This is a genomic window from Pseudomonas sp. D1-36, from assembly GCF_051132205.1.
Taxonomy (GTDB): Bacteria; Pseudomonadota; Gammaproteobacteria; order Pseudomonadales; family Pseudomonadaceae; genus Aquipseudomonas.
Map to the genome: position 1 here is coordinate 2,530,011 of NZ_CP071674.1, position 13,371 is coordinate 2,543,381.

9 protein-coding genes are annotated in these 13,371 nt (G+C 61.9%); 7 read left to right on the forward strand and 2 right to left on the reverse strand.

The window, feature by feature from the left end; genetic code table 11:
• The first annotated feature begins 66 nt into the window (after nucleotides 1-66).
• From J3P76_RS11450 to fabF, 3 genes are read left to right on the forward strand one after another with little or no spacing between them, the layout of a single operon-like run.
• Nucleotides 67-1,176, forward strand: coding sequence for an efflux RND transporter periplasmic adaptor subunit (locus J3P76_RS11450; RefSeq protein WP_434606063.1), 1,110 nt, complete (start codon nucleotides 67-69; stop codon nucleotides 1,174-1,176).
• Nucleotides 1,173-4,235, forward strand: coding sequence for an efflux RND transporter permease subunit (locus J3P76_RS11455; RefSeq protein ID WP_434606061.1), 3,063 nt, complete (start codon nucleotides 1,173-1,175; stop codon nucleotides 4,233-4,235). The genes J3P76_RS11450 and J3P76_RS11455 overlap by 4 nt, the downstream gene beginning before the upstream one ends.
• The gene (fabF, locus tag J3P76_RS11460; protein ID WP_434606059.1) at nucleotides 4,232-5,530 is read left to right on the forward strand and encodes a beta-ketoacyl-ACP synthase II; all 1,299 of its coding nucleotides are present in this window, start codon (nucleotides 4,232-4,234) and stop codon (nucleotides 5,528-5,530) included. Before J3P76_RS11455 ends, fabF begins: the two co-directional genes overlap by 4 nt.
• Nucleotides 5,531-5,537: 7 nt before the next feature.
• Here fabF and J3P76_RS11465 read toward each other — a convergent pair whose 3' ends face one another.
• Together J3P76_RS11465 and J3P76_RS11470 are read right to left on the reverse strand one after the other, a co-directional pair.
• Nucleotides 5,538-6,752 carry a multidrug effflux MFS transporter gene (locus J3P76_RS11465; protein ID WP_434606056.1) on the reverse strand — a complete coding sequence of 405 codons (1,215 nt, stop codon included), beginning with the start codon at nucleotides 6,750-6,752 and terminating at the stop codon, nucleotides 5,538-5,540.
• Between the two features lie 190 nt (nucleotides 6,753-6,942).
• A complete protein-coding gene (locus J3P76_RS11470) occupies nucleotides 6,943-9,153 on the reverse strand; it encodes a TonB-dependent siderophore receptor (protein WP_434701958.1) in 2,211 nt (736 codons plus the stop codon).
• Between the two features lie 289 nt (nucleotides 9,154-9,442).
• On the opposite strand from J3P76_RS11470, the gene J3P76_RS11475 reads away from it, so the two are divergent.
• The 4 genes from J3P76_RS11475 to J3P76_RS11490 all read left to right on the forward strand — a co-directional run bounded on the left by J3P76_RS11475 (nucleotide 9,443) and on the right by J3P76_RS11490 (nucleotide 13,265).
• Nucleotides 9,443-10,246: an ABC transporter ATP-binding protein gene (locus J3P76_RS11475; RefSeq protein ID WP_420763715.1), complete on the forward strand. Its 804-nt coding sequence runs from the start codon at nucleotides 9,443-9,445 to the stop codon at nucleotides 10,244-10,246.
• The gene (locus J3P76_RS11480) at nucleotides 10,243-11,226 is read left to right on the forward strand and encodes a FecCD family ABC transporter permease (protein ID WP_420763716.1); all 984 of its coding nucleotides are present in this window, start codon (nucleotides 10,243-10,245) and stop codon (nucleotides 11,224-11,226) included. The genes J3P76_RS11475 and J3P76_RS11480 overlap by 4 nt, the downstream gene beginning before the upstream one ends.
• Nucleotides 11,223-12,272, forward strand: coding sequence for a FecCD family ABC transporter permease (locus tag J3P76_RS11485; protein ID WP_420763717.1), 1,050 nt, complete (start codon nucleotides 11,223-11,225; stop codon nucleotides 12,270-12,272). Before J3P76_RS11480 ends, J3P76_RS11485 begins: the two co-directional genes overlap by 4 nt.
• A gap of 63 nt (nucleotides 12,273-12,335) precedes the next feature.
• On the forward strand, nucleotides 12,336-13,265 hold the full coding sequence (locus J3P76_RS11490) for an iron-siderophore ABC transporter substrate-binding protein (RefSeq protein WP_434606051.1): 930 nt from the start codon (nucleotides 12,336-12,338) through the stop codon (nucleotides 13,263-13,265).
• Nucleotides 13,266-13,371: the final 106 nt, after the last annotated feature.

Sequence of the window (13,371 nt, forward strand, 5' to 3'; positions counted from 1 at the left end):
TTGACAGATATGGTCACTCGAATGAGAATGCGCCTTCCATCCTGTCCGCTCATGAAAAGGGACCTTATGCTCCGGCGCCGACCTGTCACCCTTGCCGCTTGCTTGCTGCCTCTCGTCCTGACGGCGTGTGGCGAGTCATCCACCGAGAAAGATCCACGCACGCTTGCGCCCATCGTGAGGGTCGCGCAAGTTTTGGGTTCGCCCGACCGGTCGCGTTCGTTTACCGGCGTGGTCACGGCCAGGGTCCAGAGCGACCTGGGCTTTCGCGTGTCGGGCAAGGTCCTCGAGCGGCTGGTCGACACCGGCCAGACGGTCAAGCGCGGCCAGCCACTGATGCGCCTGGACCCTGTCGACTTGGGGCTGCAAGCGCGAGCACAACAGGAGGCCGTTGCCGCCGCTCGGGCGAGGGCGAAGCAGACCGCCGATGACGAGGCTCGTTACCGAGACCTCGTCGCTGCCGGCGCCATTTCCGCCTCGGGCTACGACCAGATCAAGGCCGCCGCCGATACCGCAAGGGCGCAACTCAGCGCGGCCCAGGCCCAGGCTGACGTTGCCCGCAACGCTTCTGGTTATGCCGTGCTGCTCGCCGACGCCGATGGCGTTGTGATGGAAACGCTCGCCGAGCCCGGGCAAGTTGTCGCTCTTGGACAAATCGTGGTTCGACTGGCCCGGGCAGGCCAGCGCGAAGCCGTGGTGCAACTGCCTGAAACCCTGCGGCCGACGTCGGGGTCAGTCGCCCAGGCGACGCTGTACGGCAATGCCAGCGAGGCGGTCAATGCGAAGCTGAGGTTGCTGTCGGATTCCGCCGACCCTGTAACGCGCACCTTCGAGGCGCGTTACGTGTTGGAGGGCGCGCTGGCCAGCGCACCGCTGGGATCCACGGTCACGCTCCGGGTCGCCGCGGGGCCTCGGACGGAACAGGCACTGCAAGTTCCGATCGCTGCCATTTTCGACTCGGGCAAAGGCAGTGGTGTCTGGGTCATCACGGGCGAACCGGCGACAGTCGCCTGGCGTCCGGTGAAGGTCGTCGGCTTGAGCGACGACGCCGCGCAGGTCTTGGGCGAGCTGAAAATGGGCGAGCAGATCGTTGCGCTCGGCGCCCATCTGCTGCACGAGGGCGAGGCGGTGCGTCTTGCGCAACCGCAAGACGTGAAGGTTGCGGGGAATCGCCCATGAGCTTCAACCTCTCCGCGCTCGCCGTCCGCGAGCGTTCCATCACGGTATTCCTGCTGTTGCTGATCGCCGTTGCGGGTGTCCTCGCTTTTTTCCAGCTCGGCCGCGCGGAAGACCCACCCTTCACGGTAAAGCAACTGACGGTCATCACCGCCTGGCCAGGCGCGACAGCCCAGGAAATGCAAGACCAGGTCGCCGAACCGCTGGAAAAACGCCTGCAAGAATTGAAGTGGTACGACCGCACGGAAACCTATACCCGTCCCGGCCTTGCGTTCACGATGGTGTCGCTGGTCGATCGGACGCCGCCGTCGCAAGTGCAGGAAGAGTTCTACCAGGCGCGCAAGAAGCTGGCTGACGAGGCGATCAAACTGCCGCCCGGGGTTATAGGGCCGATGGTCAATGATGAATTTTCCGACGTGACCTTCGCCTTGTTCGCCTTGAAAGCCAAAGGCGAGCCGCAACGACGGCTGGTGCGTGATGCCGAAGCGCTACGCCAACAACTGCTGCATGTGCCAGGCGTGAAGAAGATCAATATCATCGGCGAGCAGGCCGAACGGATCTTCGTGTCCTTTTCCCACGATCGCTTGGCGACCCTGGGTGTGTCGCCCCAGGATATTTTTACCGCCCTCAACAGCCAGAACATGCTCACGCCAGCCGGCTCCATCGAAACCGTCGGGCCGCAGGTGTTCCTGCGCCTGGATGGCGCTTTCGACAAGCTGCAGAAGATTCGCGACACGCCGGTCGTGGTACAGGGGCGCTCGCTGAAGCTGTCGGACGTGGCGACTGTCGAGCGCGGCTATGAAGACCCCGCCACGTTCCTGGTGCGCAACGGTGGCGAAGAAGCGTTGTTATTGGGCGTGATCATGCGCGAGGGCTGGAATGGCCTGGACCTGGGCAAGGCCTTGGATACGCAGATCAGCAAGATCAACCAAGACATGCCGCTGGGCATGGCGCTGACCAAGGTTACCGATCAATCGGTCAATATCGACTCGGCGGTCGGCGAGTTCATGGTCAAGTTCTTCGTCGCGCTGCTGGTGGTGATGATTGTCTGTTTCCTCAGCATGGGCTGGCGCGTGGGTGTCGTGGTCGCGGCGGCCGTGCCGTTGACGTTGGCCGTGGTGTTCGTGGTCATGGCCGCCACCGGCAAGAATTTCGACCGAATCACCCTCGGCTCCCTGATCCTCGCGCTCGGTTTGTTGGTGGACGACGCGATCATCGCCATTGAAATGATGGTGGTGAAAATGGAGGAGGGCTACGACCGGATCAAGGCCAGCGCGTATGCCTGGAGCCACACGGCCGCACCGATGTTGTCCGGCACGCTGGTGACCGCCATCGGCTTCATGCCCAACGGGTTCGCGCAATCGACCGCTGGCGAATACACCAGCAACATGTTCTGGATCGTCGGCATCGCGCTGATTGCTTCCTGGGTGGTCGCGGTGGCATTCACACCGTACCTGGGCGTGAAATTGTTGCCCGACATCAAGCAGGTCGAAGGCGGGCACGCGGCCATCTACAACACGCGGCACTACAACCGTTTCCGCCGAGTGCTGACGCGAGTCATCGCGCGCAAATGGTGGGTGGCCGGTACGGTGATCGCGACATTCGTGGTGGCGATCCTCGGCATGGGCCTGGTGAAAAAACAGTTCTTTCCGACCTCGGATCGGCCCGAGGTGCTGGTGGAAGTGCAGATGCCGTACGGCACCTCCATCGAGCAAACCAGCGCCACCACCGCCAGGGTCGAGGCCTGGCTGCAACAACAGGAAGAGGCCCGGATCGTCACCGCCTACATCGGCCAAGGCGCGCCGCGTTTCTACCTGGCGATGGCGCCGGAACTTCCCGATCCGTCATTTGCCAAGATTGTCGTGCTGACGGACAGCCAGCAAGCACGCGAAGCCCTCAAGTTCCGTCTCCGCGAAGCGATCGCCCAAGGGCTGGCTCCCGAGGCGCGGGTGCGGGTCACTCAATTGGTGTTCGGCCCGTATTCACCGTTCCCCGTGGCGTATCGTGTGATGGGCCCTGATTCGACGAAGCTGCGCGAGATCGCCAGTCAGGTCCAGGGCATCATGCAGGCGAGCCCGATGATGAGGACCGTCAACACCGACTGGGGACCCTTGGTGCCGACGCTGCATTTCAATCTCGACCAGGACCGCTTGCAAGCGGTGGGGCTGACGTCCAATGCGGTCGCCCAGCAATTGCAGTTTCTGCTCAGCGGCGTGCCGATCACGGCAGTGCGCGAGGACATCCGTTCGGTGCAGGTGATCGGCCGCGCCGCCGGTGACATCCGCCTCGACCCCGCGCGGATCGAAGGTTTCACCCTAGTGGGCGCGACAGGCCAGCGCATTCCGCTGTCCCAGGTCGGCGAGGTGGATGTGCGCATGGAAGATCCGATCCTGCGCCGTCGTGATCGCACGCCGACCATGACGGTGCGCGGCGATATTGCCGAAGGCCTGCAGCCGCCGGACGTCTCCAGCGCGATTATCAAGCAACTGCAACCGGTCATCGACAGGTTGCCCGCCGGCTACCGGATCGAGCAGGCGGGCGCCATCGAGGAGTCGGGCAAGGCCGGCAAGGCCATCGTGCCGCTGGTGCCGATCATGGTCGCCTTGACGTTGCTGATCATCATCCTGCAAGTGCGCTCGATCTCGGCGATGATCATGGTGTTCTTGACGGCGCCACTGGGGCTGATCGGCGTCGTGCCGACATTGCTGATCTTCAATCAGCCATTCGGTATCAATGCATTGGTCGGCCTGATCGCCCTGTCGGGCATTCTCATGCGCAATACGCTGATCCTGATCGGGCAAATCCATCACAACGCCAACGAAGGGCTGGATCCGTTCCATGCGGTGATCGAGGCCACGGTGCAGCGTGCACGGCCGGTGTTGCTCACGGCACTGGCGGCAATCCTGGCATTCATCCCCCTGACACATTCGGTGTTCTGGGGCACGCTGGCCTACACCCTGATCGGCGGCACGTTCGTCGGCACCATCATGACGCTGGTGTTCCTGCCGGCGATGTATTCCATCTGGTTCAAGATCCGTCCTGATACGAAGAGGGCTCCATGAAAAATCGCGAAGGTCAAAAACGCATCGTCATCACTGGCGTAGGCATCGTCGGCCCGCTGGGCTGCGGGGTGGAAGAGGTCTGGCAGCGCTTGCTGGCCGGGCAATCCGGCATTCGCAACCTGTCCGCCGACGTCACCGACGGGACCGGCGTCGCCGTGGGGGGGCAAGTGCCGACCTTGGAAGAGGACGGTATCGCCGGTTACGACCCGGAGCGCCTCATCGCGCCCAAGGATCGCAAGAAGATGGACCGCTTCATCGAGTTCGCCCTGGTGGCGGCTCACGAAGCCCTGGAGCAGGCGGGCTGGCATCCCGTTGATCCCGTCCATCAGGAGCGGACTGCCACGATCATTTCTTCGGGCGTGGGTGGTTTCGCCACGATTGCCGATGCGGTGCGCACCACCGATGCTCGCGGTCCACGTCGACTGTCGCCGTTCACCGCGCCGGCTTTCCTGGCCAATATGGCGGCCGGGCAGGTGTCCATCCGACATGGTTTCAAAGGGCCGCTAGGTGCGCCCGTTACCGCTTGTGCTGCCGGCGTACAAGCCATTGGCGATGCCGCTCGGCTGATCAAGAGTGGCGAGGCGGACATTGCCATTTGCGGCGGCACCGAGGCGGCGATCGACCGGGTGACGTTGGGCTGCTTCGCGGCGGCGCGGGCACTGTCCACGGGATTTGCCGAGCGTCCACAAGAGGCCTCGCGGCCGTTCGATCGGGAGCGCGACGGCTTCGTCATGGCCGAAGGCGCCGGGTTGCTGGTGATCGAGTCGCTGGAACACGCTCTGGCCCGGGGTGCCAAGCCCCTGGCGGAATTGGTGGGGTATGGCACCAGCGCCGATGCCTACCACCTGACCGCGGGCCCGGAGGATGGCAACGGAGCCCGCCGCGCCATGGAGCAAGCGTTGCGCCAGGCAGGTCTCAACCCCAGCGAGGTGCAGCACATCAATGCCCACGCGACGTCCACCCAGGTGGGTGATGCCGGTGAGCTGGCGGCGATCCGCGCGGTTTTTGGCACGAACGGCGGCGCGGGCGCAGGCGTGGCGATCACTTCTACCAAATCAGCCACTGGCCACTTGTTGGGCGCGGCCGGCGGCATCGAAGCGATCTTCACGGTTTTGGCGCTGCGTGATCAGATCGTGCCGCCGACGCTGAACCTGATGCATCCCGACGAGGCAGCCAACGGCCTCGATCTGGTTGGCCTGAAGGCCCGGAAAATGCCGATCACCCATGCACTGTCGAATGGGTTCGGTTTTGGTGGCGTCAATGCCAGCGTGTTATTCCGTCGTTGGGACGATTGACGCCGCGTCAGCGGCGCAAGCGGAACAGCACCAGCGCGACCAGGCAGGTCAACGCCTGTATCGCGCCCAGTGTGGCGATGGGTGAAAAGCTCAGCACGGCGGCGAGCCAGGTGGTCAACGCTGCCGCACCCATGGAGAGAAAACCCAGCAGCGCCGAGGCCATCCCGGCCTCTTTGCCGAAAGGTCCCATGGTGATTGCCGTGCCTAAGGGGTTCGCCAGGCCCATGCCCCAAAGGAACGTCACCATCGACACCGCATACCAGCCAAGCCCCGGGCTGGCCGGCCCCACGATGAGCAAACCACCGCCGATCATGGCGCAGGCAATGCCCAGCAGGGCGGTGTTACCTGGGCCAAAACGTCGGGCCAGGCGAGGAGCGGCCAGGCCGGCGGCGAACACCACAAACACCGTTGATGCGAAATACAGGCCGGCCTGCAGGGACGTCAGGCCGATGCCTTTCATGAGAATGGCCGGGGCAGCGGCGAATGACGCGAACAGACCGCTGAGCAACAGGCTCATCGACAGGGCAGGGAGGATGAAACGCTTGTCCACCACCAGCCTGGCGTAAGCGCGCACCACACTGCCGGTAGAGTGCGGCGCCCGGCGGTCGGCGGGATGGGTTTCGCCAAGATCGCGTACATAGAAGAACGCCAGCACCACGGCGGCCAATCCCACCAGGAAAAAGATGGCGCGCCATCCGAGCGTGACGGACAGCACGCTGCCCGCCAAGGGTGAGAAACCTGGCGCAGCGGCCGTGGCGACCATCGTCAATGACAGGGCGCGGGCCAGTGTCTCGCCTTCGAACAGATCCCGTGCGATGGCCCGCGACAGCACCGAGGCCGCGCACACGCCCAACGCCTGAACGACGCGGCCGGCAATCAGTACCTCAAGGGTGGTGGCGAGGCCGCCGATGACGGTGCCGACTATGAACACCGACAGTCCGCCCAGCACCAGTTTCTGCCGTCCATAACGGTCAGCCAACGGCCCGACCACCAACTGACCCAGGGCAAAGGTGACGAAGTAACTGGAGAGCGTCAGGCCCAGTTCGCGGGCGGTCACGCCGAGGTCATCACCGATCACCGGGAACGCAGGGAGGATGATATTGGTGGAGAGCATGCCGATGGCCGCGAGGCCGGCGAGCAGTGCGACGATTCGGCCGGTCAGGGCTGGGCTCGATGCGAGTGGCTGCGTTTGCACAATCGCTGATGCATCTGCGGTTTTCATGGATCAACCCTCTGGCCGGTTTTGTCTCGCTTATGATGATCGTAATATGACGATCGTCATCTAGGGCGTCAAGGTCAATGGAAAATTTAGGGGGATGGGTGCGATGAGGGGATTCGAGAGGGCTTACAAAAGTTTATACAGCTGAAATGACTCGGTCGACACCTGGCGGCGCCGACCGAGTCAGGGGCATTTACCAGCGGAAGTTGACGGAGGTCACCAACTCGCGCTCGTCGCCGTAGCGGCAGATGGCAAATTCGCAATAAGTGTATTTTTTGTTCGTCACGTTGTTGGCGTTGAGGGCGATGTCCCAGTTCTTGTCGATCTGGTAGCTGGCCATTGCATCGAACAGCGTGTAGGCAGGCATTTGCGAATCGATGCCCGAAGCTTGGGTGGTTCCCTTGTAGCGCGCGCCGCCGCCGATTTTCAGCTGCGGTACGCCGAAACGGGCGAAGTTGTAGTCGGCCCACAGCGCGGCTTGGTGGTAAGGCGTATCTTCGCTGCGCTGACCCACTTCGCTCTGGATTACGCTTTTGGTGATGCGCGCATCGGTGTAGGCGTACGTCGCGATGACCGTCAGTTGAGGCGTGATGTCGGACTTGGCTTCGAGTTCCAGGCCACGGGAGCGCTGCTCGCCAATCTGCTGGGGATTGAGGCCAGCCAGGTCGCGCTTCACGACGTTTTCCTGCGTCAGTTCATAAACCGCTGCGCTCAACAGTGTATTGCTGCCCGGAGGTTGGTAGCGGATGCCGATTTCGTACTGCTTGCCTTCTGTAGGCTTGAATGTCTGGCCAGGCGCGTCGGCCACCGCAACTGGGAAGAATGATTCGCTGTAGCTGATGTAAGGTGCCAGGCCGTTGTCCGCCTGGTACACCAGGCCGGCGCGCCAAGTGGTGGATTCGTCGTTCTGGCTCAGCTTCTCGCCGGTGGCGAAGCCTTCCTGATCCTGATCTGCCCAATCGTGGCGACCGCCGAGCAGCAATAGCCAATGATCGTCGAACTTGATCTGGTCTTGCAGGTAGATACCTGTCTGGAAGGTATCGATCTGTGAACCGCGGTCGCGGTTCCGGCTCTTGTCCACCACCACTGGCTGACCGTAGTTGTAGTCACCAATATTGATAGAGGTCGAGTTGGCTCGGAAGTTATGCGAGTCGTATGACGCGTCGTAGGTATCGGCACCCACCAGGAAGGTGTTTTCAATCCCGCCAATGTTCCAACGCGTCTCGATGTTGGTGTCGCTGGCCAACGCCCGGGAGCGCTCCCGCCGATCACTGTACTGACGACCCAAAACGCCCGTGGCGGCTGCTGTATTGACTGGATTCCCTGTCCGAATCTGCATGTATTTCCACTTCACATCCGCTTCGTAGTAACGCAACTTGTTGCTGATACGGGTGTGTTCATCAAACCGGTGTTCGAACTCATAACCGATGGCGGACATCTCGCCGTTCATGTCGTCGTAGTCGGGTTCGCCGATGAAATCGTGGCGGCCGATGGTGAAGGGGCCGTTGCCTACGCCTTTGACCAATTGATAGGGCAGCGGGGCGGAGAAACGCGTGTCGCTCTTCTGATAGAACGAGAGCAGGGTCAGGGACGTGTCTTCATCAGGGCGCCAGGTCAGGGCCGGGGCGATGTAGAGCTTGTCGTCGTTGACGTAATCCTGCTGGGTGTCGCTGTCGCGCTTGAGCATGGTCAGGCGGTAGGTGAGGACCTCGCTGTCACCGAGCGGGCCGCTGAAGTCGGCGGTCAGTTGCTTGCGATCATGGTTGCCATATTGCAGCCCCAACTCATGCAGCGGGGTTTCGGTCGGGCGCTTGCTGACACCGTTGACGAAGCCGCCTGGCGACAGTTGGCCGTACAGCACCGACGCCGCGCCGCGGATAACTTCCACGCGCTCTAACCCATACGGGTCCTGGACGCCATCGTAGGAGTTGTTTTGCAGGCGCATGCCGTCGCGCAGGGAGCCGCCAGTGGCGGATTCGACGTCGAAGCCGCGAATGCGGAACCGGTCCGAGGTGCGGTTGAAGCTGCTCGGTTGGCTGGTGAAGCCCGGGGTGTAGCTGAGGGCGTCCGCCATGGTGTCGGACTTGCGATCGCGCATTTCATCGGCGGTGACCACGGACACCGATTGCGGCGTTTCAGTGATGGCCGCGTTGGACTTGGTGGCACTGCCGTTGCGCAGGGCGACTTTGCCGGCCAGCGGCGCCGTGGGGTTTTCCACGGCGGCGGCATTGATGTTGATTTCGCCGAGTTGAAGAGGAGCGTTGGCTGCAGCCTCTTCTTGTGCGGCGAACGCCTGTGCTGAAAAGATGCTCCCCAAAGCCAGGGCCAGAGTGCTCAAGTGAAACGCTGGATGACGCGAGACGTAACGTTTTTCGGTGCCAACTGTTGTTTTTCTTACGAGCATCGAGGAAGTCCTTGAGGATTGTTATTGATCTTCGCAAGCCTATCGTCCCGGTCCGGCGGCAGGGCAGGCGAGCGAAGTTAGTGTCTACTGGCCATAATCTGACTGTGAATGATAAGGGTTTGCATTAATATTGTCAGGCTTGTAGGGAATTTATTTTAGTTTCGACATATTCTGTGCCGCACTTTTCAGCCTGCGGTGGGTTTTCCGGCGTTGTTACCGGGAAACGAATGCGCGGGATCTGTACGATGGACGATTCGATCAGGCCCTCTTGGGCGGTGGAGGGACGGTCATGCTGAAAGCCAGCAATGTGCGGCTGAGCTATGGCGAGCAACAGATTCTCAACGGTGTCAGCCTGGACATTCCCGAAGGCTGCTTCACGGCGTTGATCGGGGCCAACGGCTGTGGCAAGACCACACTCTTGAATGTGCTGGCACATATGCTGCGCCCAAGCGCGGGTGAGGTGCACCTGTCCGGCAAGGCTCTGGGGCAGTATTCGCGCCGGGCGCTGGCGCAGCGCATGGCGTTGTTGCCCCAGCGCACTACGTCACCGGCCGGCATGAGCGTGCGAGAGCTTGTGATGCAGGGACGTTTCCCCTGGCAGAGCTGGTGGCGGCAATGGTCCGAACAGGATCAGCAGGCAATCGACCGTGCCATCGAACTGGCGGGCATCGCACCGTTGCTCGATCGCTCGTTGGCCACCCTGTCGGGTGGACAACTGCAGCGCTGCTGGATTGCCATGACCTTGGCCCAGGACACCCCAGTGATCCTGTTGGACGAGCCCACGACGTTTCTCGATATCGCTCATCAGATCACCTTGCTCGAACTGCTGGTGGACCTGCGCGAGCAAGGCAAGACCGTCGTCGCCGTGCTTCACGATCTCAACCAGGCCGCGCGTTATGCCGATCACCTGGTGATGATGCGTGAAGGCCGCTTGCTGGCCCAGGGCGCGCCCGCTGAAGTCTTTACCCGTGAGAATCTCAAGGCGGTCTTCGACCTGGACGCGCACATCATCACCGACCCTTATTCGGGCGACCCGCTGTGTGTTCCGCAAACCACCCGTAGCCAGCCATCGGCTGTACGGGAGGCGATGTGAGTCACGGTTTGCGAATACCGGTGTGGCTGGGCCTGCTGGTTGCCATCGCCTTGGCCGCGCTGCTGCACCTGGCGGTTGGCGCCAAGAGCATCCCTTGGAACGAGGCCTGGCAGGCACTGGTGGCGTATGCACCGGACAACGCCGATCAGAGCGTCATCCGTGGCAGCCGCCTGCCACGCTTGCTGGTTGCCATGCTGGTGGGCGCCAGCCTTGGCCTGGCGGGAGTGATCATGCAGGCGGTAGGTGACAACCCCCTGGCCGACCCCGGCATTCTCGGCATCAACAGCGGCGCGGCATTATTCGTGGTGTTCGGCTTGCTGGTGCTGCCCGGTCACGACCTGTCGATGATCCCATTGTTTGCTTTCAGCGGTGCCCTGGTGGCAGCCATTGGTGTCCTGCTGCTGGCGGGCAGGGGCCATAACCCGATTCGACTGACCTTGTCCGGCGCGATGATCGCGGCGTTGTTCAGCGCCATCACGTCAATCCTGCTGTTGCTCGACCAGCAGGGGCTCGACAGCCTTCGCCGCTGGCTCACCGGGTCGATCGGCGTGACCGGAGGCTCGATGCAGGCATGGGTCTGGCCTTATGTGGTGTTGGGCATGGTCTTGTGCCTGGTCAATGTCCGGGCCTTGAACGCCCATCGGCTCGGTCCGCAGGCCGCGGCCGGCATGGGCGTCAACTTGTTGAAAATGCGCCTGTTCGGGCTGGCTTCCGTGGTGCTGCTGTCAGGATGCGCCGTGGCGCTGGCGGGACCGATCGGTTTTGTCGGGTTGGTGGTGCCCCATGCGGCGCGGCTGTTGTTTGGCGATGATTATCGACGGCTATTGCTGGCCGCGCCGCTGCTCGGCGCGTTGCTGCTGATCCTGGCGGACATTGCCGCACGAACCGTTGTGCGGCCCTTTGAGCTGAACACCGGGATTGTCACGGCACTGATCGGCGGGCCGATTTTCGTCGCGTTGGTGTTGAGGAAAGTCAAATGACGCGCGTTGGGCTCATCTTGCCCAGGGCACTTCCATTACTGCCTTGGGTGGCCCGGCCCATCGACGTGATTTCGGTGCTGGCCCTGATGTTCGCATTGGTTGCCTTATCGTTGTACGCGTTGACTGTCGGCAGTTATTCGTTGGGGGTTGTCCAGGCCTGGCAAGCGCTGTGGGCGCCTGAACAGGTCGACTCGACGACGCGCAATCTGCTTTGGGAATTGCGACTGCCACGTGTGGCCCTGGCGATCCTCGCCGGCATGGCCATGTCGCTGGCCGGCCTGTTGATGCAGTCGTTGACGCGCAATCCGCTGGCGGCGCCGGGGCTGGTGGGCGTGGAGTCGGGCGCCAGTGTGACGATGCTGCTGATCATTGTGCTCTGGCCCACGCTGTTGCCCCTTGAGCTCTATCCATTGGCGGCACTGGCGGGCGGGTTGGCCGTGGCATTCTTCGTCGCGCTGCTGTCGTGGCGCCAGGGGATTTCGCCGCTGCGGTTGATCCTTGTCGGCGTTGGGCTCACCGCGATGCTCAGTGCAGTAGCCGATTTACTGATCACCTACGGCAACATCGACCAGGTCGAGTCGGCCCTGATGTGGCTGGGCGGCAGCTTGCACCGGGCCGGTTGGCCGCAGGTTCACAGCCTCGGCACCTGGCTGTTGCTCGCGGGGGTTCCCTTGCTGTTTTTTCACCGTCAATTAAACCTGTTGCAGTTGGGCGAAAAAGTCGCGCTCAGCCGGGGCCTGAACGTCACGGGTGTCATGGCTTTCCTATTGCTGTGCAGTGTCATGCTGACAGCGGCCGCCGTGGCGAACGTCGGCACCATGACTTTCGTCGGGCTGGTGGCGCCGCACCTGGCGCGCCAACTGGCAGGCGATCGCCACGGTGCGCTGATGCCTTTGTCGGCGTTGATGGGGGCATTGCTGGTACTGGCGGGGGATACACTGGGCAGGGGGCTGTTCCCACCGCTGCAATTACCGGCGGGGCTGGTGGTTGCAATTATCGGCGCACCTTATCTGATCATATTGTTGGCGCGTCAACGCAGTCGCTGAAAACACAGCGGCGCTTATCTTGAAATTATCGGAGGCAAACGCGTGCGGGTAGGGATGAGAGAAGTGTTCAAGAGGTTGTTTGGCATGCTTTGCGTGCCGTTTGCATTGATGTCGATGCACGCTGGCGCGGCCGAAACCAAAGTGTTCGAGAACAGTTTCGGTCGTGTCGAGGTGCCTGTTTCACCCCACTGCATTGTCTCCCTGCACGATTTCAGCCTGACCGATCAGTTGCTCGAATTGGGTATCAAGCCCTGCGGATCGACAGGCAGGAAGAAGCTGTTTTCGGACGTGCTGTTTCGCGGCGCCCAGGAGCGCTTCGACGTGACAGGCATTCAATACATCGGCTCGCACCAATCTCCTGACCTGGAAGCTATCGCCGCCCTGAAGCCTGACCTGATTGTCGGCCTGTCTTATCACGCGGACCTAAAGGAAAAGCTCAGCAAAATCGCACCGGTCGTGCTGCTGCCCTCCCGGGAAAGCGACATCAAGACCTACGCCAGGCAGCTCGCCGAGCTGGTCGGCAAACAGCAGCGTTACGAAGAAATGCTCCATGAATACGAATGGGTCGTCAGCGAGTTCAAGAAGCGGGTCAAGGACCCTTCGCGGATCACGGTCACGACGCTCGAAGTCTATACCGATGGTTTCCAACTGATCGGCCGTGGCGGTATGGACGACGTCATCAAGGATTTCGGTCTCGGGCGTGTCGCCGCCTATCGTGAGGCGCGCCAGAACGTGCCCTACAGCCTGGAGCGCATCGGTGACTTCGACAGTGATTTCATTATCGACACATACGAGGAGTTACTCGATTCGGAAGCGAGCACGGCAGCGTTTCGCCAGTCGCCTCAATGGCAGAACCTGTTTGCGGTGAAAAACCGCCAGTTTCTCTACCTGAACCGCAGCCGATACGCCGATACGATGCAAGGCTTGCTGGGTTCCGCCTACCTGCTGATGTCCCATATTGCCGAGCGAGAAAGCGTGCTTCAGGCCAAGTGACTTTGTGCCGATTGTTATACAAAAGTCATTAATGACAATGATTCTCTATTGCGGTTGTTACTCGTTTGTATTAGTTTGTGCTCTCGAAAAAAACACGCTTATCGGA

What these genes read in the sequence shown, in the direction of transcription:
- J3P76_RS11450 (WP_434606063.1), top strand. Translation starts at nt 67, where the DNA reads ATGCTCCGGCGCCGACCTGTCACCCTTGCCGCTTGCTTGCTGCCTCTC.
- J3P76_RS11455 (WP_434606061.1), top strand. Translation starts at nt 1,173, where the DNA reads ATGAGCTTCAACCTCTCCGCGCTCGCCGTCCGCGAGCGTTCCATCACG.
- fabF (WP_434606059.1), top strand. Translation starts at nt 4,232, where the DNA reads ATGAAAAATCGCGAAGGTCAAAAACGCATCGTCATCACTGGCGTAGGC.
- J3P76_RS11465 (WP_434606056.1), bottom strand. Translation starts at nt 6,752, where the DNA reads ATGAAAACCGCAGATGCATCAGCGATTGTGCAAACGCAGCCACTCGCA.
- J3P76_RS11470 (WP_434701958.1), bottom strand. Translation starts at nt 9,153, where the DNA reads ATGCTCGTAAGAAAAACAACAGTTGGCACCGAAAAACGTTACGTCTCG.
- J3P76_RS11475 (WP_420763715.1), top strand. Translation starts at nt 9,443, where the DNA reads ATGCTGAAAGCCAGCAATGTGCGGCTGAGCTATGGCGAGCAACAGATT.
- J3P76_RS11485 (WP_420763717.1), top strand. Translation starts at nt 11,223, where the DNA reads ATGACGCGCGTTGGGCTCATCTTGCCCAGGGCACTTCCATTACTGCCT.